Source organism: Pseudomonas sp. Tof1 (assembly GCF_055390395.1).
This window is the reverse complement of sequence record NZ_AP024344.1, coordinates 2,818,338-2,835,678: the sequence shown is the minus strand read 5'-3', so window position 1 is coordinate 2,835,678 and position 17,341 is coordinate 2,818,338. Positions and strand designations below refer to the sequence as shown.

The window sequence follows — 17,341 nt, the reverse complement described above, 5'->3', positions numbered from 1 at the left end:
AACAACAAGAGGAGAGCCATCATGGCCAGAAAGATCAGTTACCAGCAGGCCATCAACGAAGCCCTGGCCCAGGAAATGCGCCGCGACCAGACGGTGTTCATCATGGGCGAGGATAACGCCGGCGGTGCTGGCGCACCCGGTGAGGACGACGCCTGGGGCGGCGTGCTCGGCGTCACCAAGGGCCTGTTCCACCAGTTCCCCGGCCGCGTGCTGGATACCCCGCTGTCGGAGATCGGCTACGTCGGTGCCGCCGTGGGCGCCGCGACCCGTGGCCTGCGCCCGGTGTGCGAACTGATGTTCGTCGATTTCGCCGGCTGCTGCCTGGACCAGATCCTCAACCAGGCGGCCAAGTTCCGCTACATGTTCGGTGGCAAGGCGGTGACCCCGCTGGTGATCCGCACCATGGTCGGTGCCGGCCTGCGCGCCGCCGCCCAGCACTCGCAGATGCTCACCGCGCTCTGGACGCATATCCCCGGGCTCAAGGTGGTCTGCCCGTCCTCGCCGTATGACGCCAAGGGGCTGCTGATCCAGGCCATCCGCGACAACGACCCGGTGATCTTCTGCGAACACAAGCTGCTCTACTCGATGCAGGGCGAGGTGCCGGAGGAGCTGTACACCGTGCCCTTCGGCGAAGCCAACTTCCTGCGCGAGGGTGATGACGTGACCCTGGTGACCTACGGGCGCATGGTCCACCTGGCCATGGACGCCGCCGCCAGCCTGGCGCGCCAGGGAGTCTCCTGCGAGGTGCTGGACCTGCGCACCACCAGCCCGCTGGACGCCGACAGCATCCTCGAAAGCGTGGAAAAGACCGGTCGCCTGGTGGTGATCGACGAGGCCAACCCCCGTTGCTCCATGGCCACCGACATCGCCGCGCTGGTGGCCGAACAGGCGTTCGATTCGCTCAAGGGCCCGATCCGCCAGGTCACCGCGCCGCACACACCGGTGCCCTTCTCCGACGCCCTGGAAGACCTGTATATCCCCAGCGCGGCGAAGATCGAGGCCACGGTCCTGGAACTGGTGCAAGGGAGGAAGGTGGCATGAGCCGAATCCATACCCTGACCATGCCCAAGTGGGGCCTGTCGATGACCGAGGGGCGTATCGACTCGTGGCTCAAAGATAACGGCGACGTCATCGAGAAAGGCGACGAGGTGCTCGATGTGGAGACCGACAAGATCAGCAGCAGCGTCGAGGCGCCCTTCAGCGGCATCCTTCGCCGGCAGGTGGCACGCGAGGAAGAAGTCCTGCCGGTCGGCGCCCTGCTGGGCGTGGTCGTCGAAGGTGAAGCCAGCGACGAAGAGATCGACGAAGTGGTCAGGCGCTTCCAGGCCGAGTTCGTTCCGAACGGCGGCAGCGAGGCTGACAGCGGGCCCACACCACAGAAAGTCGAGCTGCAGGGGCGTGTCGTGCGTTACTTCGAGCGCGGCGAAGGCGGCGTACCGCTGGTGCTGATCCACGGTTTCGGCGGCGACCTGAACAACTGGCTGTTCAACCACGAGGCGCTGGCGGCCGGACGCCGGGTCATCGCTCTGGACCTGCCGGGCCATGGCGAGTCGGGCAAGACGCTGCAACGCGGCGACCTCGACGAATTGAGCGGCGCGGTACTCGCCCTGCTCGATCACCTCGATATCCAGCAGGCACACCTGGCCGGGCACTCCATGGGCGGCGCGGTGGCGCTCAATACCGCACGGCTGGCGCCTCGGCGGGTGCGCACGTTGAGCCTGCTGGCCAGCGCCGGGCTGGGCACGCAGATCAACGGCGACTACCTGCAAGGCTTCGTCAGGGCCAACAGCCGCAACGAGCTCAAGCCGCAGCTGGTGCAACTGTTCTCCGACCCGGCGCTGGTCAACCGGCAGATGCTCGAGGACATGCTCAAGTACAAGCGGCTCGAAGGTGTGGGCACGGCGCTGCAGCAGCTTGCCGACCAGCTCTTCGCCAACGGCCGGCAGCAGCACGACCTGCGCCATGTCCTGGATACCGCCGAACATCCGGCCCTGGTGATCTGGGGCGAGGCGGACGCGATCATCCCGGCCAGCCACGCCGAGGGGCTGCCTGCCGAAGTTCACGTGCTGCCCAAACAGGCCCACATGCTCCAGCTCGAAGACGCCGAGGCGGTCAACGCCCTGCTGCTGGACTTCCTCAAACGCCATTGACCAACGAGGGTCCGCCCATAGGGCCGGGCCCCAGGAGACAGCCATGACCCTCAACACCAACAGCATGCGTGCCGCGGTCTGGCACGGCCGCAACGATATCCGTGTGGAAAACGTGCCGCTGCCGGGTGACCCGCCAGCCGGCTGGGTGCAGATCCGCGTGCACTGGTGCGGCATCTGCGGTTCGGACCTGCACGAGTACGTCGCCGGTCCCGTGTTCATACCGGTGCAAGCGCCACACCCGCTCACCGGCATCAAGGGCCAGTGCATTCTCGGCCACGAATTCTGCGGCGAAATCGTCAAGCTCGGCCCCGGCGTCGAAGGCTTCAGCAGCGGCGAGGTCGTCGCGGCCGACGCCTGCCAGCACTGCGGGACCTGCTATTACTGTCGCAACGGTCTGTACAACATCTGCGAGAACCTGGCCTTCACCGGCCTGATGAACAACGGCGCCTTCGCCCAATGGGTCAACGTACCGGCCAACCTGCTGTACAAGCTGCCCGCGGGCTTCCCCGCCGAAGCCGGGGCGTTGATCGAGCCGCTGGCGGTGGGCATGCACGCGGTGAAGAAGGCCGGCAGCCTGCTGGGGCGCAACGTGGTCGTAGTCGGCGCGGGCACCATCGGCCTGTGCACCATCATGTGCGCCAAGGCCGCCGGTGCCGCGCAGGTGATCGCGCTGGAGATGTCCTCGGCCCGCAAGGCCAAGGCCCGTGAGGTCGGCGCCAGCCATGTGCTCGATCCGAACGAATGCGACGTGCTGGCGGAGGTGCGCCGCCTCACCCAAGGCCTGGGGGCGGACGTCAGCTTCGAGTGCATCGGCAACCAGCACACTGCCAAGCTGGCCATCGACGCCATCCGCAAGGCCGGCACCTGCGTGCTGGTGGGCATCTTCGAGGAACCCAGTTCGTTCAACTTCTTCGAACTGGTGGCGACCGAGAAGCAGGTGTTCGGCTCGCTGGCCTACAACGGCGAGTTTGCCGATGTGATCGCCTTCATTGCCGACGGCCGCCTGGACATCGCCCCGCTGGTCACCGGACGCATCGAGCTTGAGGACATCGTCGAGAAGGGCTTCCAGGAGCTCGTGAACAACAAGGAGCACAACGTGAAGATTATCGTTTCACCCCAAGTGCCTTGAGTTTCACCTTGAGGGCCGCAGGTTGCGGCCCTCTTCAGTTATGCAGCCGGCATCAGACCCCACCTGTTCCATCGGTGAACAGCAGAATCTCCCCTCCAGAAGCTGACGGAAAAGTAATGTCGGGCTCAGGTCGCTGACAGCACGGGATCACTAACTTGATCACGAAGCCAGGGACCAGGCCGGCCGCATTGGCCTGCCTGGAGACCCGCGAATCATCTGACTGGACGCAACGGCATGCAAAGCAAAACCACGAGACGTTCCTTCGTCAAGGGCCTGGCCGCCACCGGCCTGCTGGGCGGGCTGGGCATGTGGCGCGCCCCGGTTTGGGCGCTGACCAGCCCGGGCCAGCCGAATGTGCTGACGGGCACCGACTTCGATCTCTACATCGGTGAGCTGCCGGTGAACATCACCGGCACCCCACGCACGGCAATGGCAATCAACGGTTCCCTGCCCGGGCCGACTCTTCGCTGGCGCGAAGGCGATACCGTCACGCTGCGCGTGCATAACCGCCTCAGGCAGGATACCTCCCTCCACTGGCACGGCATCATCCTGCCGGCGAACATGGACGGCGTGCCAGGCCTGAGCTTCCACGGCATCGCGCCCGATGGCCTGTACGAATACAGGTTCAAGGTCCGCCAGAGCGGCACCTACTGGTACCACAGCCACTCCGGCCTCCAGGAGCAGGTGGGCGTGTACGGCGCACTGGTGATCGATGCCCGGGATCCCGAGCCATTCACCCACGAACGTGATTACGTCGTCATGCTCAGCGACTGGACAGACGAGGACCCGGCGAGGGTTGCCTCCAGGCTCAAGAAACAGTCCGACTACTACAACTTCCACAAGCGGACCGTCGCGGACTTCATCAGCGATGTGAGCGAGACGGGTTGGTCGGCCGCGTTAGCCGATCGCAGGATGTGGGCCGAGATGAGGATGAACCCTACCGACCTGGCCGACGTGAGCGGGTACACCTACCTCATGAACGGCCAGGCCCCGGACGGCAACTGGACCGGCGTATTCAAGCCCGGCGAGAAAATCCGCCTGCGCTTCATCAACGCCTGCGCCATGAGCTATTTCGATGTGCGGATTCCCGGCCTCAGGATGACGATAGTCGCCGCGGATGGGCAACCCGTCCATCCGGTTTCGGTCGACGAGTTCCGCATCGCCGTTGCGGAAACCTACGATGTCATCGTCGAGCCTGAAGACCAGCCGGCCTACACCATTTTCGCTCAGTCCATGGATCGCACCGGGTACGCCAGGGGCACCCTGGCCGTCCGCGAAGGCTTGCAAGCCCGGGTGCCGGCGGTCGACCCGCGCCCCCTGCTGTCCATGAATGACATGGGCATGGATCACGGCGGGATGGATCACGGCGCCATGCCGGGCGGTATGCCGGGCATGGACCACGGCACGATGGCCGGCATGGACCACGCCGGCATGACCGGCATGAGCACAACGCGGCAGGGCCATCCGGATTCGGAGAAGCACAATCCCCTGGTCGACATGCAGGCGACGAACCCGCTACCGAAGCTGAACGATCCGGGCATCGGGCTGCGTAACAACGGACGCCGCGTGCTGACCTATGCGGACCTGCGCAGCACCTTCCCCGACCCGGATGGCCGGGAGCCGGGCCGCACGCTCGAGTTGCACCTGACCGGCCACATGGAGAAATTCGCCTGGTCCTTCGACGGCATCAAATTCTCCGATGCCGAACCGCTGCGCCTCAGGTACGGCGAGCGCCTGCGCATCACCCTGGTCAACGACACCATGATGGCTCACCCCGTCCACCTCCACGGCATGTGGAGTGATCTGGAGGATGAGAACGGCCGTTTCCGGGTGCGCAAGCACACGATCGACATGCCGCCCGGCTCAAAACGAAGCTATCGGGTAACGGCCGATGCGCTGGGGCGTTGGGCCTATCACTGCCACCTGCTGTTCCATATGGAAATGGGCATGTTCCGGGAAGTCCGCGTGGAAGAATGACGGGAGATTCGAGATGACCCCACCGATGCAGCGTAACGCCCTTTTCCCCATGGCGGCGGCAGGCCCGCTTGCAGCCAATACCCCATTCTCCTGGTACGGTGACCAGGCCAAGGCAGGGCAACATGAGCAATAACCTGGCAAGACCCGCGCTGCTGACCTTGACCGCTGCCCTCGGCCTGCTGAGTGGAGCGAGCGGTTTCGCCGCTCAAGAGAGGGACCATTCGGCGATGGGACACGGCAACATGCAGACGGATAGCGTGCCCTCGCCGGGATCGATGCCAGGCATGGATCACGGCGCCATGAATCATGGTGCCATGAATCATTCCGGCATGAACCCTGGCCCGGCTACGCCGGCGGCGACCAGCCGGACGCCGATTCCGGCCCTGACCGACGTCGACCGCCAGGCCGCCTTACCCCCATTGGGCGGGCACCAGATCCATGACAACCGGATCAACAGCTTTTTCCTGCTGGACCAGCTCGAGTACCAGTCTGCCAACGAGGGCAGCACCCTGGCCTGGGAAGCCTCGGGCTGGGTGGGCACGGACACCGACCGGCTCTGGCTTCGCTCCGAAGGCCAGCGTACCGATCGCACCACCGAGGACGCCGAGCTGCAGCTGCTGTACGGGCATTCGATCAGCCCCTGGTGGGACGCCGTCGCAGGGGCACGCCAGGATTTCAAGCCGCAATCGCCCCAGACCTGGGCGGCGTTCGGCGTCCAGGGCATGCCGCTCTATGACTTCGAAACCCAGGCCACCGCCTTCATCGGTGAAAACGGCCGGACAGCCGTTCGGCTGAAAGGCGAGTCCGACATCCTCCTGACCAATCGCCTGATCCTGCAGCCAACCGCTGAAGCCAATTTCCATGGCAAAAACGACCCGGCACGCGGCGTGGGTTCCGGCCTCTCCAATACCGAAGTCGGGCTGCGGTTACGCTATGAAGTCGTGCGCCAGTTCGCCCCCTACATCGGCGTCACCTGGAGCCGCGCCTACGGCAGGACCGCCGGCTTCATCCGCGACGAGGATGGGGACGTGGATGAGGCGCGTTTCGTTGCCGGCATCCGGATGTGGTTCTGAGCATGAACCGTGCCCGCGCCGCCGTGGCAGTGGCCGATGCCCTTCATTGTTTGTGCTGGTGCAACATGGTCTGAATCTGGTGGGTCGCCTGGCGGGTACTTTCCGCCAGTTTGCGCACCTCATCGGCCACCACGGAAAATCCACGTCCCACCTCCCCCGCCCTGGCCGCCTCGATCGCCGCGTTCAGCGCCAGGAGATTGGTCTGGTCGGCAATCCCCTTGATCACCCCCACCACCGTCGCAATCTGGTCGTAGGTCGCCTGATTCTGCGTCAGCATCTGCTGATGGGCTGACTGGGCCGATCGCTCATCGCTGATGTCGCGCACCGCGCCAATCACCCGGGTCAATCGCCCCTGCTCATCGCGCACCCCGCGGCCACGCTCGCGGCACCAGATATAGCCCCGGCTCTTGTGCCGCATCCGGTACTCGAAAACATACTCGCCACTGCCGTGGAGACCGAGGATTTCGCGGTCGAAGATTGCCATCATCTTCGGCAGGTCGTCCGGATGGGTAATACCCACCTGGGCCTCCCAGCCATCGGGCAGCTCCTGGGCGGTGTACCCCAGCAGGACGCGGAACTGATTGGAAAAGCGCATGCAACTGGCCGGGTCCTGAACATCGCCGTTGACCACCGCGATGTCCCAGCAGCCCTCGGTCAGGGTCGACTGCAACAGTTCCCAGACCCTGGCCTCCAACTGATGCTGGCCAGCCCGCTGCAGGTGCTGTTGCACCTCGAGGTCGAGAGCCTGCTCCCGCTGGCGCATCGGCTCCAGTTGCCGATGCAGGGTTTCAAGCGCGTGCTCAACCTGCGCCAGGCGAATGGCCTGTTGCTCGGCCAACTGCGTGGCCGCCTGCAACTGCTGTGTAAGACGCGCGTTTTCCTGCGTGGACTGCTCCAGTTGCCGGGCCTCGCCGGACCCTTGTGGCTGTTTGTGCTTCTTGAAGAACATGCGCCTGCCCTTTGTGCGTCACGTCGAAACACTGAATCTAATCGCAGGCCCAGGGTGATTACTTGTACGAGCCTGAAGCGGGTCTTGCCCATGCCTGCCAGGCAAGGGGACAGCACCCTGTCGACAAGAGGGGTTCGCCAGGCAGGTGTAAGGATCACGGTCTCGCATCGATGAAACACCGTGGTGCTTCAGGACTACAGGGGGCAGCGTGGCCCTTTGAAAAACAATGTTATCCGGGCCTGAGGGGTGTGTTGTTATCACGAACGACAGGAGGCGCGACCGACGGTGATCACGATTGAGGCGATCATCATCACGCCAGCCAGTATGAAGGTCAGGCGCATCCCGGAGGCGATCGCCAAAGCGCTGGCGTGCGAGAACGCTTGCGTTCCGACACCGTACGAGAAAACGGCCCCCATCACGGAAGCCCCGGTGATCAGGCCGACATTGCGCGACAGGCTGAGCAGTCCCGACACGGTGCCGCGCCGATCCTGGGGCACGTCTGCCAGCGTGGTGGTGTTGTTGGCCGCCTGAAAGAGCTGGTAGCCCGGCGTCAGGACGATAATGGAAATCAGGTAGCCCGCAACGCCGATCATGTTCGGCAAAAACGCGAGCAAGAGAGCGCCCGCCGCCAACAGGGCCAGTCCCAGGGCCAGTGCACGTTCACTGCCCCAGGTATCAACGAGCCGTCCCGAGGGAACCCCGCTGAAGATGGAAATCACCGGTCCCATGGCCATGACAAAACCGACCTGCGCCGCCTTCAGGCCCAGACCGACGCCCAGAAAGAAGGGCCCCACCACCAGCGTCGTCATCATGACAGCGGCCACCAGGCCGTTGACAAGCAGGTTGGGCACCAGGCGCCAGCCCAGCACCGACCACACGCCTGCAGAGGGCGTCGTGCCCTCGCCGGTGTCGCCCGGCAGCGTCACGGCAGCCAGGATCAAGGCGATAAACGCCAGCGGGAACTGGACCCAGAAGATCCCGCGCCATCCCGTCACCTCGATCAAGAGCCCTCCCAATGAGGGGCCCAGCGCTGTTCCGAGTGCCGAGACGGTACCGAGCAGGCCCATCGCACGCCCCATACGCGCCTCACTGGCCGTCTGGCGCATCAACGCCATGGCCAGCGTCATCAGGAAGGCGGCGCCGATACCCTGGAGCGCCCTCGCACCGATCAGCAGCCACAGGTTGGGCGCAACGCCGCACAGCCCCGAGGCAACGCCGAATATCGCCAGTCCAGCCATGAGCATCGGTTTCAGCCCGAAGCTGTCGCCGAGCCGGCCGGCGATCAGGACCGCGATCGTCAGGGTCGCCAGGTAGGCGACGACCACCGACTGCACCTGGGCGAACGGTGCCGAAAACGCCTCGGCCAGCGTGGGCAGCGCGATATTGGCAATGCTGGTGCCGAGCGAGGTCAGCAGCATCGACAATGCCAGCGTGAACGTGATGCCTGCTTGTGTTCTCTTCGATACAAGCGATTGCGCCCATTTCATCACCTTGCCCCTTTCCAGAATTTCAGACTCAAAGTAGTTTGCAACTTCAAGTCAACTTGAGGTCAAGCATGAAACTTCTGGATATTGGCGAGGTGTCGGCGAAGAGCGGGATCAGGCCCTCGGCGCTGCGCTACTACGAGGAAGCCGGGTTGATCGCGTCCATCGCACGGCATGGGCTGCGCAGGCAGTTTTCGCCCGAGGTGCTGTTGCAGCTCAAGCTGATTTCGATGGGTAAATCAGCGGGTTTCTCGCTTGGGGAGATTGCCGGCATGTTCGGCAGGGATGGCCTGCCGGACCTGTCACGCCCCTTGCTCCATCACAAGGCTGACGAGATTGACCGCCAGATCCGCGAGCTGACGGCCCTGCGCGACACCCTTCGCCACGTTGCCGACTGCCCTGCGCCATCCCACCTGGAATGCCCCACTTTTCGGCGACTGGTAGAGATGGCCGGCAAGCGCGACATCAAGCAGGCAAAGAAGAAATCACCCGCCTTCAAGGCCAACCGGTGACCCTGGAAGCGGGCCCGCTCAAGGCGTCACACCGGCCTCGCCAACCAGGCCACGAGGTCCTCGGGCGGCATGGGCTTGGCGTAGTAATACCCCTGCCCCTGATCACATCCCCAGCCACGCAGGAGATGATGGTGTAAATCCGTTTCTATACCTTCCGCCACGACCGTGAGACTCAAGTCGCGCAGAAGGCTGATCAGGCCTCGAACAATGTGCCACTCATTGTTCCCCGGCTGCAGGTTGGCCAGCAGCGAGCGGTCGAGCTTCACGCTGGTGGCGGGAATTCTGCGCAGATACACCCAGTTGCTGTAGCCACTGCCAAAATCGTCGATGCCAATCGCCACACCCAGGTCTCGGAAGCGTTGCAGTTGCTGGTGGACCATATCGAAGTCGGTCACGAGTGCGCTCTCGGTGAACTCGAGTTCTATATGGCGAGCGTCCAGGCGGTATTCGCTCAACGCGCGGGTCAAGTCCTCGAACAGGTGGCCGTCACCCAGATCCAGCGCAGAGATGTTCAGCGATACCGACAGCTGCAGCCCTTGAGCCTGCCATTGGGCCAGTTGCTCGCAGACACGCCGGACCACCAGGCGTGTGATGCCACGAATCGATGCGGTCGTTTCAGCCAAGGGGATGAATTCCGCAGGGCTGATCGGACCCAAGGTGGGATGGGTCCAGCGCAGAAGTGCCTCGACTGCCACACAGCGATTATTGGCCAGGCCGACCCTGGGCTGGTAGACGAGGCGCAATTGATCCGAAGCGATAAGCGCCGCCTCGAGGTCGTTGAGCAATGTGGTGCTGCGACGCAGGCTGGCATCCACCACAGGGTCATAACCCAGCCAGCGATGTTCGCTTTGACGTGCGGCGTCGGTCATGCTGGCCATCAGGCGCAGGCTGTCGAGTGAGGCATCGACCTCTACGCCCAGTTCCAGAACACTGATAGCCACGTCCGCGAACACCGGCACGTTGCCACAGTGCAGCGGCCTGCTCAGCGCCAGGACGATTTTATTGAGTTGTTCGGACAAGGCCATCGCCTCGCAAGGCTCGACCAGGGTCAGGAGCTCAGGGTACTGACCCGATACAAACGTGCGGATGCAGGCAGCACCTCCAACAGGACTTCCTTGACCGCGAGCATGAAATCGGTGAAAAACTCCACACCCAGAGCCTTCACCTGTCTGTCCATGCCAGATGCCGAAATCGGCTCGATCAATACAGCCAGTTGGCCGGCAAATGCATCGGCGTCATGAAGGTCAGCCTCGAAGCGCCGCCGATTGGGCAACCCGGTGATCGGGTCGTAAAAATGTTGCTGGTGGATGGACTGCAGTCGCGACACCACAATCTGCGCGGCATTGCGCAGCAGCTCCTGATCGCGCTCGTTCAGAGCCGCTCGCGTCTTCCGGTCGATGATGCACAGGCGGCCTACACTCACACCGGGCCTGACCATCAGGGCAGCCCCGGCGTAGTAGCGGATGTACGGGTCCCCCGTCACCAACGGATTATCGACAGTACGGGAATCTGTCTGTGCATCGCAGATTTCCAGCACCGTCTCCTGCCCCAGGCAGTGAGCACAGATGGACAGCTCCTTCGGCGTACGCTCCAGGGCCATACCTATCCGTGCCTTGAATATCTGATAGTCGCGATCAATGATGCTGACCAGTGCGATCGGCACATTGAAATAAGCGCAGAGCATGGATACGACGCTGTTCAGCACAGGGTCCGAGCCGCTTGAAAGCTCGGACGTCAAACGGTCGACCTCGACCAGACGCAAGCGTTCATCCTGCTCGATTGTCGTATTGTCCATGGTAACTCCAGTTGCAGTGTGAAAGGCGCATGCCCTTAAGAGTGGCACATTGCCGGTTTGTTCATCCTTGAGGGCTCCGCAAGATGGAACCTCATGCTCCTTCAAAGGAACTAATGCCAGACCGTTACTGACGGGGAAAGCCTCCAGGCAGCGCCCTAGACGCTTGCCAGCTATGATGATGGCCAGAAACCTCAACACCGGAGTCATTCTTGTCCAGTTTTTTTAGACGGGCCGCCAACGTTCTTCAACGTTTGGAACGAATTCATCTCAAGCGCCCGACACGCTACCTGGGGGCTGTGCTGGTGGTTGCGTTGTGCTGTGTTGTGCGTGCACAGATGTCAGCCACGGCGCTCCCTTATCTATTCTTCATACCCGGCTTGATGCTCATCGGCTTCTGGTTTGGTGTAGGACCCTCCGTACTGGGATGCGTCCTGGCAGTGCTCGCGGCACAATATTTCTTCATAGGACCGATCGGTTTTGAAGACGACCCGACGACGTGGCTCAACAGCCTGAATTTCGGATTGGTCACCTTGGGCATAGCCATCGTCTGCGCCCTGTTGCGACGCAGCCTCAGAGCACTGGACAAGGTCAATAAAAACCTTGAAGGCGAAGTGCAACGGCGCACGGATGAGCGCGATGGTATCTGGAAGGCGTCTCCCGACCTCATCTGCACACTGTCCGAGAGCGGTGAAGTGCTGGCGATGAACCCCGCCTGGCAGGTCGAAACCGGCTGGAGCGAGCAACAGCTCAGGGAAGGCGCGTTTTCCAGTCTGATTTCACCGGCACAGTTATCGGACGCCTTGCGCAGTCTCGGTGATCGCCCCATAGCGGAACTCGATACCCAGAGTGTGCGCAGCAATGGCCAGCCCCTGCTCCTGAACTGGAGAATCGCGGAGCGTGCAGGCCTCTATTTTGCTATCGCACGGGACATCACCCTCTACCGTGAGCGACAGCAGGCACTGGAACGGGTCAGCACCCAGTTGCAGCAGAGTCAAAAAATGGAATCGCTCGGACAATTGACGAGGGGGCTGGCGCACGACTTCAACAACCTGCTCACCATCATCAATGGTACCCAGGAGATGATCCAGCAGCGCCTCCTCCAGGGGCGATTCGGTGAAGTCGAGCGCTATGTCACGCTGGCCAGAGACGCCACCCACAGGGCCAGTTCACTGACACATCGGCTGCTGGCTTACGCCAGGAAGCAACCCTTGGCGAGTGAAACGGTCGACCTCGCCCTGCTCATGGAGGGCATGAAAGAGCTGATTGCCAGAACGCTGACACCGCAGATTGAATTCCAGTTGCTGACAGTTTCAGACTCAGCCCTGTGCTACTGCGATGCCCATCAATTCGAAAATGCCCTGTTGAACCTGTGCATCAACGCACGCGATGCCATGCCCAACGGCGGTTGCCTGACCGTCGAGGTGCTCAGGCTGACTCTGGACACTCCCCCGCCGGGTTCCGATCTGCACAGGGGTGACTATGTGCAGATACGGGTCACGGACACCGGCCAGGGCATGCCGGCCAGTGTGGCCGAGCATGCGTTCGAGCCGTTTTTCACCACCAAACCGCTGGGTTCGGGTTCCGGCCTGGGACTCTCGGTGGTGCAGGACTTCATACGTCAGGCATCCGGGCATGCGCAAATCGAATCAGTGTTGGGTGAAGGCACCTCGGTCAGCCTGTTCTTGCCGGTATACAGCGGCGTGATGCCGGCTGCGAAAGATACCCCCGTCGACAGGATCGATAGGGCCGGACAGACGAACCTGGGCTCGGCGCTGGTCCTCGACGATGAGGCCGCCATACGCGAACTGGTCGGAGAGGCATTGCAGGACATGGGCTACCAGGTGGTCGAAGCGAGTACACCCAGTCAGGCTCTACAGCAGATCAATGAGCTACAGAATCTGCAGTTGATTGTGACGGACATCATATTGCCCGGTAACGTGAATGGCCACGACGTCGCCAAGGCTGCATGGGCAATGCGACCCGCCCTCAAGATTCTGTTCATATCAGGTTTCGTCGATGCCACCACCCGTATTCACGAACAGCAGGGCAAGGCCAAGCTGCTGGTAAAGCCCTTTACCATTCAGGAGTTCAAGACAGGCGTTGAACGACTGCTCAGTTAGCCCGACGGCTTCGTCGGGGGGATCATCGATTCACCTGCAAGCCAGGAAACTAGCTAGCCATACTATTACCACGACGCCGAACGATTAAACTTTCTGTGAAATCTTCATGGCTTGGATGAGAGCCATGGGGAGCCCTTTCAAAAACGTCTTGTTCCAACACCTTGTTCATAAAGATAACGGCAAGCGTGCCGATACTCCAAAAGCACTCCAGTCACTGCACGCTGTTTTTGACGATGAGCAAGGAACACAAAATGATGTCTACTCGTCAGAACGCACTCAAAGCAGCAGACGTCATCCTGTGCGGATTGGTGTGCCTGGCAGGGCTGGCCATCACCTTTCTGGTACTGGCTCTGTTCGAAAGGTCAGAGCAGCGTACCGTTAGCGTTGCTTTTCAGCTGGAGGTCGACGAGAGATTCAGTCGCCTGCAACGACGCTTTAATACCCAGGTCCTGAAACTGGACGTTGTGAGGCGTTTCTTTATCAACGCCGACAATGTCACTGAAAGGGAGTTTTTGGGATTCGTCACGCCCCTGGTCGGAGAGGACGAATCCTGTGGCTGGGTACCGAGGATTCTCGAGAAGGACCTCCAGGCTTTTCGCGCCAAGGCGCTTGGTAACGGCACCAGTGATTTTTCATATCATGAAATGAATCCCGTCACCGGCGAGAGAGCCCCCTCACCCACCGGCCGGAACACCTGATATTGCTCTACTTATTGAAGCGCGATGACGTAACGATCATGCCCGGCATGGATGTTCTGGCTCGCCCGGGCCGCCAGGCCTTGATGAGCAAGGCACGAGAAACACGTCAAATAGCCGTGTCGGAACCGTTGGAAATGACCAATGGGCAGTCGGGAATTTTCTTTGTCGCACCTGTCTTCCGCGAGTCCCGCAAGGCTTCCTTGAACGATGATGATTTGCAGGGATTCGTTGTCTCCACCGTGCGCTTGGCTTCTTTGATGGAACAAGGGATTCCATTGCCAAGTCTGCAACGACTGAACGTGACGCTTTCATTGAGCGACACGCAGCATCAAGGGGAAACCATTTATCACAGCTCGACCCCTGCTGCCCCTTCAGGGCTGTACGCGCAGCGGCTGCTGAAAGTAGCCGACCAGAATTACCTGATCCAGTTCAGACCCAGCTCGACCTTTCTGCTCAGCAACAGCTACGCCCTGTCCACCAACCTGATTATCGCGTTCGGAGCAGGGTTGACACTGCTGCTGACCTCGATGGTGTACATGCTGATCACGCAGCGCGCCCGTGCGCTCTTGCTGGTTGATGAACGCACACAAGACTTGCGTCTGTTGAACATCACCGACCACCTGACCGGCGTCTATAACCGCCGATACTTCGAAGAATTGATGGAAAGCCTGCTCGTCGAGGCTACCGTGCACTACCGCCCTCTGTCGCTGATCATGTTTGACGTCGATCACTTCAAACAGATCAACGACCGCTACGGCCATCAGTGGGGTGATAACGTTCTGAAATCGTTGTGCACACGGATACGTTCGGCCACACGCAAAACCGATCTGTTGTGCAGAACGGGCGGAGAAGAGTTTGCATTGATCTGCCCGGATACCGAACTGGACGATACGAGACTGCTGGCAGAAAAGCTTCGAGCTCTGATAAGCAACCTGCCGTTTGACGATATTGGACAGGTGACTTGTAGCTTCGGCGTTGCGACGTGGACTCCATCAGAATCGTTTGACGCCTTCGTCCGGCGTGCCGATACCGCGATGTACAGAGCCAAATCAAGTGGTAGAGATCAAGTCCAGCTTGCCGAGGTGTAGCAGAGCGGCTGCCGGGGTCCAACACCACCAAGCAGCACGCCGGAAGATCATCTTCACCAACAGCCCGCCCACCGAGGGGACTATTGCGGCTTTTCCCGACGATAAGGTGAGGCTTCACCCGTACTAGGCCCATCGTGTCCCCGCCACATCCCATGACAGCGCCTGCTGCTCTCTCACGTGACTCCAGGTGCCGTGGTCCAGGCGGTACATGACCATCGTCTTGAGGATCCGCTTATTGAACCCTTCGTACTCGATCAGCGTGACCAGCAGCGGAACGTCGGCTTCCCAATATTGCTCAATGTAAGCCAGCTGTTTTTCGAGGGTACCCGTGGGCGCATAGCTGAACAGAAAACAGAACTGGGGACGCTCCTTGAGGGCTGCATCAGAGAGCTTTTTTGGCTCGTTGATCTCGTTTTCAAGGGGACTCTCCCACTCCCACTCGGCAAAGACCACCGCGCTTTTCTGCGCGTCGCGGATCACCGCATCGGTACGGCCACTGGACTCAAAATGAGCGTAGTACCCCATCAGGTCGGCGACCCGGCGTACGGTGTAGCCGGTATGGATGCTCCAATCCGAAGTCGAGCCCCAGTCCCGACTGTAGCCATCCAGGGGAAGTCGCGGTACCAGCAATAGGCAAACAGCGTCGAGAAATCGTTGAGCAGGTCCGTCTTCATGTTTCATATCCTTTTGGCCCAGTGAAATGCTGAGCCCTTGATAAAACCCCCAACCTCGCTTTTTTGCGCCTTTGGGCCCCGCTGCGCAGGTATGATACGCGCCCGAAGCCGTCCGCTGGAGGCGGTGTGTTTGAGCACAGGAAGTCCCATGAAAAAAATGCTGTTCGGTGTGTGTCTGCTCTCACTGGCCGGTTGCGTCAGCTCGCCCGATACCACCTTCACCCAGGCCACCCCAGGCTGCAAGTCGTCCACCACTGAGGTCAACGGAAAACCGGTCACCACGCAGTTCTGCATCAAGTCCATCGCCTTCAAACCCTCGCAATACCGAGTGGCTGTCAACGACCAGGTGCTGTTCACCGGTACGGATTACCAACGCGTAGCCTTCACCAAAACCATCAAGGAAGGCCCGGCCAAAGGGGGGTGCGATGAGCTGATGCAATTGCAGGGCTCAGGTTCCAAGCCGGTACTCTTGAACCAGTTGCCCGCCGAATTGGTGGCCGGTTGCCGGATTACCGCCGACGCGGCCGGAAATGCCCAGGCCTTCAGCAAAGACGCCGCATGCGACAAAGTGTTCTATAAGTCGCTGGTGTCGTTGTTGGGGAAAGTGACGCCGGTTGAAGTGGCCCGCCAATGCACCGTGGCGGTCGGTGAGCAAAAAGTGTTTGACCAGCGTTTCGATTTTTAGAGAACGCAGCTGGAGCGGAGGAATGGATAGCGTTCCTCTGCTCTGGCCGTCAGTCGGGAATGCAGCTGCCGCTCCGCTGCGCGGGGCCTATAAGGCGCTTTCGAAGCGCTCCTTGATGCCCGCCACAATGGCAGGAATGTTGAAATCGTGGGGCGCCGCAGTGGCCCGTGGCGAAATACCTTTCAGTTTTCGATCAATGCTGCTCAGGCGAGACAAGAGCGAGCCACTGATGGCTGCGTACTTGGCCAGCAGGAGCAGATAGTCGTCAGCGGCAGGGTTGAGGGCGTCGACCGCCCCAGCAATTTTCATTATCTGCTGGAGCGTAAACTGTCGCTGGTCCTGATAGGTCTGCAGGTCATTGACCCGGTTCAGGGCCCGGCCCTCCCGGAGAGAGAACCGGATATCAAACAAAAAGTGGGTCTGAACAATCGGCTCGTTATTGAAGAAGTCCTTACGACGGCATGCGCTCTCCAGCACGGTCATAAACAAGGTGATGCCGGGTGCCAGTGTCCTCTTATCCGCCTTGATGGTAACAAGGTCCTCGGTTGGCGAGCCGGAACGGGTCAATAGCCCCTGTACGGTGTCGAATGCAGCATTGGAGATCAATACGTCAAGATTGCTCATTTCCCCAAGCACGTAGCTCGTCTCGCTGGCAAACGGTCCCCAGAGTACGCCGACCGGGGGCGGAGCACCAAAAAGGGTCTTGCAGCAGGCATCGATCATCTGCTCGACCGACTCAAGCGACCACTCACTGACCAAGGTCAGGTGCCGAAAGTCGCCCGACATGAGGGAGGTGTCGTCGCCATATGAGCGGTAATGGGCTTCGATCCTTTGCTTGAGCTCGGCGGCTTGGCCGTCAAGGCGCCTATACAACTCATTAAAGGATTGATCGATGTAAACCTGGAATCGGGCGTTCAATTTGAGCAGCTGTTCGACACTTCTCGACTGTCCCATACATCGCTCCTGGTGTGAGTGGATATCAGCCCGTGCTGCGCACCTCAGCTTCT

Annotated in this window: 16 protein-coding genes; 10 read left to right on the top strand and 6 right to left on the bottom strand. The window is 61.1% G+C overall.

Going from position 1 to position 17,341, the window contains the following annotated elements; all coding sequences use genetic code 11:
• Nucleotides 1-21 precede the first annotated feature (21 nt).
• From ACZ5KU_RS13140 to ACZ5KU_RS13120, 5 genes are all read left to right on the top strand, one after another.
• Nucleotides 22-1,041 carry an alpha-ketoacid dehydrogenase subunit beta gene (locus ACZ5KU_RS13140; protein ID WP_054060718.1) on the top strand — a complete coding sequence of 340 codons (1,020 nt, stop codon included), beginning with the start codon at nt 22-24 and terminating at the stop codon, nt 1,039-1,041.
• A complete protein-coding gene (locus tag ACZ5KU_RS13135; RefSeq protein WP_464737291.1) occupies nt 1,038-2,150 on the top strand; it encodes an acetoin dehydrogenase dihydrolipoyllysine-residue acetyltransferase subunit in 1,113 nt (370 codons plus the stop codon). The genes ACZ5KU_RS13140 and ACZ5KU_RS13135 overlap by 4 nt, the downstream gene beginning before the upstream one ends.
• A 64-nt stretch (nt 2,151-2,214) precedes the next feature.
• On the top strand, nt 2,215-3,279 hold the full coding sequence (locus ACZ5KU_RS13130) for a 2,3-butanediol dehydrogenase (RefSeq protein WP_241494296.1): 1,065 nt from the start codon (nt 2,215-2,217) through the stop codon (nt 3,277-3,279).
• A 234-nt stretch (nt 3,280-3,513) separates the two neighbouring features.
• Entirely contained in the window at nt 3,514-5,256 is a 1,743-nt protein-coding gene (locus ACZ5KU_RS13125) for a copper resistance system multicopper oxidase (protein ID WP_464737290.1), read from the top strand.
• A gap of 122 nt (nt 5,257-5,378) precedes the next feature.
• On the top strand, nt 5,379-6,329 hold the full coding sequence (locus ACZ5KU_RS13120) for a copper resistance protein B (protein ID WP_464737289.1): 951 nt from the start codon (nt 5,379-5,381) through the stop codon (nt 6,327-6,329).
• 43 nt (nt 6,330-6,372) lie between these two features.
• Here ACZ5KU_RS13120 and ACZ5KU_RS13115 read toward each other — a convergent pair whose 3' ends face one another.
• Entirely contained in the window at nt 6,373-7,278 is a 906-nt protein-coding gene (locus tag ACZ5KU_RS13115) for a methyl-accepting chemotaxis protein (protein WP_054060723.1), read from the bottom strand.
• A gap of 257 nt (nt 7,279-7,535) precedes the next feature.
• Nucleotides 7,536-8,765 (bottom strand): MFS transporter, encoded by a 1,230-nt coding sequence (locus ACZ5KU_RS13110; protein WP_464737288.1) that lies wholly within the window; start codon nt 8,763-8,765, stop codon nt 7,536-7,538.
• Nucleotides 8,766-8,833: 68 nt separating this feature from the next.
• Here ACZ5KU_RS13110 and ACZ5KU_RS13105 point away from each other — a divergent pair, with 68 nt between their 5' ends.
• Nucleotides 8,834-9,274: a helix-turn-helix domain-containing protein gene (locus tag ACZ5KU_RS13105; protein WP_054062396.1), complete on the top strand. Its 441-nt coding sequence runs from the start codon at nt 8,834-8,836 to the stop codon at nt 9,272-9,274.
• A gap of 26 nt (nt 9,275-9,300) precedes the next feature.
• Here the strand turns inward: ACZ5KU_RS13105 and ACZ5KU_RS13100 are convergent, their stop codons facing one another.
• Nucleotides 9,301-10,293 carry a putative bifunctional diguanylate cyclase/phosphodiesterase gene (locus ACZ5KU_RS13100; RefSeq protein WP_464737287.1) on the bottom strand — a complete coding sequence of 331 codons (993 nt, stop codon included), beginning with the start codon at nt 10,291-10,293 and terminating at the stop codon, nt 9,301-9,303.
• A gap of 29 nt (nt 10,294-10,322) precedes the next feature.
• Complete coding sequence (locus tag ACZ5KU_RS13095) at nt 10,323-11,069, bottom strand: GAF domain-containing protein (protein ID WP_464737286.1); 747 nt, start codon at nt 11,067-11,069, stop codon at nt 10,323-10,325.
• A 209-nt stretch (nt 11,070-11,278) separates the two neighbouring features.
• Here ACZ5KU_RS13095 and ACZ5KU_RS13090 point away from each other — a divergent pair, with 209 nt between their 5' ends.
• From ACZ5KU_RS13090 to ACZ5KU_RS13080, 3 genes are all read left to right on the top strand, one after another.
• Nucleotides 11,279-13,189 carry an ATP-binding protein gene (locus tag ACZ5KU_RS13090; RefSeq protein WP_464737285.1) on the top strand — a complete coding sequence of 637 codons (1,911 nt, stop codon included), beginning with the start codon at nt 11,279-11,281 and terminating at the stop codon, nt 13,187-13,189.
• A gap of 251 nt (nt 13,190-13,440) precedes the next feature.
• Nucleotides 13,441-13,887: a hypothetical protein gene (locus ACZ5KU_RS13085; RefSeq protein WP_464737284.1), complete on the top strand. Its 447-nt coding sequence runs from the start codon at nt 13,441-13,443 to the stop codon at nt 13,885-13,887.
• Nucleotides 13,888-13,889: 2 nt separating this feature from the next.
• A complete protein-coding gene (locus tag ACZ5KU_RS13080; protein WP_464737283.1) occupies nt 13,890-14,975 on the top strand; it encodes a diguanylate cyclase in 1,086 nt (361 codons plus the stop codon).
• A gap of 123 nt (nt 14,976-15,098) precedes the next feature.
• On the opposite strand, the gene ACZ5KU_RS13075 is transcribed toward ACZ5KU_RS13080, so the two are convergent.
• Nucleotides 15,099-15,656: a hypothetical protein gene (locus ACZ5KU_RS13075; protein ID WP_464737282.1), complete on the bottom strand. Its 558-nt coding sequence runs from the start codon at nt 15,654-15,656 to the stop codon at nt 15,099-15,101.
• A gap of 141 nt (nt 15,657-15,797) precedes the next feature.
• Here ACZ5KU_RS13075 and ACZ5KU_RS13070 point away from each other — a divergent pair, with 141 nt between their 5' ends.
• Nucleotides 15,798-16,334 carry a hypothetical protein gene (locus ACZ5KU_RS13070; RefSeq protein ID WP_054062402.1) on the top strand — a complete coding sequence of 179 codons (537 nt, stop codon included), beginning with the start codon at nt 15,798-15,800 and terminating at the stop codon, nt 16,332-16,334.
• A gap of 87 nt (nt 16,335-16,421) precedes the next feature.
• Here the strand turns inward: ACZ5KU_RS13070 and ACZ5KU_RS13065 are convergent, their stop codons facing one another.
• Nucleotides 16,422-17,288, bottom strand: coding sequence for a hypothetical protein (locus ACZ5KU_RS13065; RefSeq protein WP_464737281.1), 867 nt, complete (start codon nt 17,286-17,288; stop codon nt 16,422-16,424).
• Between the last annotated feature and the right edge of the window lie 53 nt (nt 17,289-17,341).

Bases quoted from the DNA above. Each gene is read 5' to 3' on its own strand.
- ACZ5KU_RS13140 (WP_054060718.1), top strand. From the start codon at position 22: ATGGCCAGAAAGATCAGTTACCAGCAGGCCATCAACGAAGCCCTGGCC.
- ACZ5KU_RS13135 (WP_464737291.1), top strand. From the start codon at position 1,038: ATGAGCCGAATCCATACCCTGACCATGCCCAAGTGGGGCCTGTCGATG.
- ACZ5KU_RS13130 (WP_241494296.1), top strand. From the start codon at position 2,215: ATGCGTGCCGCGGTCTGGCACGGCCGCAACGATATCCGTGTGGAAAAC.
- ACZ5KU_RS13125 (WP_464737290.1), top strand. From the start codon at position 3,514: ATGCAAAGCAAAACCACGAGACGTTCCTTCGTCAAGGGCCTGGCCGCC.
- ACZ5KU_RS13120 (WP_464737289.1), top strand. From the start codon at position 5,379: ATGAGCAATAACCTGGCAAGACCCGCGCTGCTGACCTTGACCGCTGCC.
- ACZ5KU_RS13115 (WP_054060723.1), bottom strand. From the start codon at position 7,278: ATGTTCTTCAAGAAGCACAAACAGCCACAAGGGTCCGGCGAGGCCCGG.
- ACZ5KU_RS13110 (WP_464737288.1), bottom strand. From the start codon at position 8,765: ATGAAATGGGCGCAATCGCTTGTATCGAAGAGAACACAAGCAGGCATC.
- ACZ5KU_RS13105 (WP_054062396.1), top strand. From the start codon at position 8,834: ATGAAACTTCTGGATATTGGCGAGGTGTCGGCGAAGAGCGGGATCAGG.
- ACZ5KU_RS13095 (WP_464737286.1), bottom strand. From the start codon at position 11,069: ATGGACAATACGACAATCGAGCAGGATGAACGCTTGCGTCTGGTCGAG.
- ACZ5KU_RS13085 (WP_464737284.1), top strand. From the start codon at position 13,441: ATGATGTCTACTCGTCAGAACGCACTCAAAGCAGCAGACGTCATCCTG.
- ACZ5KU_RS13075 (WP_464737282.1), bottom strand. From the start codon at position 15,656: ATGAAACATGAAGACGGACCTGCTCAACGATTTCTCGACGCTGTTTGC.
- ACZ5KU_RS13070 (WP_054062402.1), top strand. From the start codon at position 15,798: ATGAAAAAAATGCTGTTCGGTGTGTGTCTGCTCTCACTGGCCGGTTGC.
- ACZ5KU_RS13065 (WP_464737281.1), bottom strand. From the start codon at position 17,288: ATGGGACAGTCGAGAAGTGTCGAACAGCTGCTCAAATTGAACGCCCGA.